We start from the raw sequence: 1,073 nt of genomic DNA, 5'->3' as shown, positions 1-1,073 counted from the left end.
CTAGAGCATCCGGCGACTGAGTTGAATCGAAAGTGATGGAGGGATGGCTTCCGGCGCGTCGATTATCGTGAGTCCATAAGGTCTCTGATTCGGAGGCTGAGGATGGGAACGAGAACGACTGCGCATTCGGACGATCTTAGATCACGGGTTGTCGAGGAGATCTTGGCGGGAGCTTCGCGGCGGCAGGCGGCGGAGCGGTTCAAGGTGAGCGCGGCGTCGGCCGTCCGCTGGGCTCAGCTACACAGCCAAACCGGCAGCGTTCATCCTCGGGCGCGTGGTGGCAAGAGCCGCTCCCCGTTGGAGCCGCATGCGGTCTGGCTGCTGGACTTGACCGCCGCTGAGCCGGACCTGACGCTGGAAGCGATGGTGCAACGGTTGCTGACCGGCGTTGGTCTGAAGACTTCGGAGGCCGCGGTTCGCCGCTTCTTCAAGCGACACGCGATCACCTTCAAAAAAAACGCTGCACGCCGCCGAGCAGGATCGGCCCGACGTATCGCAGGCTCGCGAGCGTTGGCAGCTCGGCCAGGCAAGCCTTGACCCCACCAAACTGGTGTTCGTCGACGAGACCGGCGCCAACACCAAGATGGTCCGCGCCTATGGGCGCTGTTCGAGGGGCAAGCGGCTCGTCTGCAAGGCTCCGTGGGGCCATTGGAAGACCACAACATTCACATGCGGCCTGCGCTGTGACGGCCTGGTCGCGCCCTGGGTCCTGGAAGGCCCCATGACTGGCGATGCGTTCCGCGTCTACATCGAGAAGGTGCTCGTGCCGACCCTCTCGCCAGGCGATACAGTCATCATCGACAATCTCGCCAGCCACAAGGTTGCCGGTGTGCGTGAAGCGATCGAGGTCGCCGGCGCAAAGCTTCTGTATCTGCCGCCCTATTCCCCAGACCTAAACCCCATCGAACTGGCCTTCGCCAAGTTCAAGACCGGACTGCGAAAGGCAGCAGAACGAACCGTCGATGATCTCTGGCGAAGAATCGCCGTTCTCATCGACGACTTCTCGCCTCAGGAATGCCAAAACTACTTCCGCCACGACGGATACGCTTCAGCTTAAGTGACGGATGCTCTAG

At 61.8% G+C, this 1,073-nt stretch carries 1 protein-coding gene; it reads left to right on the top strand.

Annotated features, from left to right (window positions below):
* The first annotated feature begins 102 nt into the window (after nt 1-102).
* Nucleotides 103-1,057, top strand: a protein-coding gene (locus tag XH88_RS25650) for an IS630 family transposase (protein ID WP_442868471.1) whose coding sequence is annotated in 2 segments (ribosomal slippage) — nt 103-449 and nt 448-1,057 — 957 coding nt in all. Because the reading frame shifts where the segments join, the coding sequence is not laid out codon by codon here.
* Nucleotides 1,058-1,073 lie beyond the last annotated feature (16 nt).

It is taken from the genome of Bradyrhizobium sp. CCBAU 51627 (assembly GCF_028128765.1).
Classification (GTDB): Bacteria; Pseudomonadota; Alphaproteobacteria; order Rhizobiales; family Xanthobacteraceae; genus Bradyrhizobium.
This window is presented reverse-complemented; position numbering and strand designations above follow the sequence as displayed.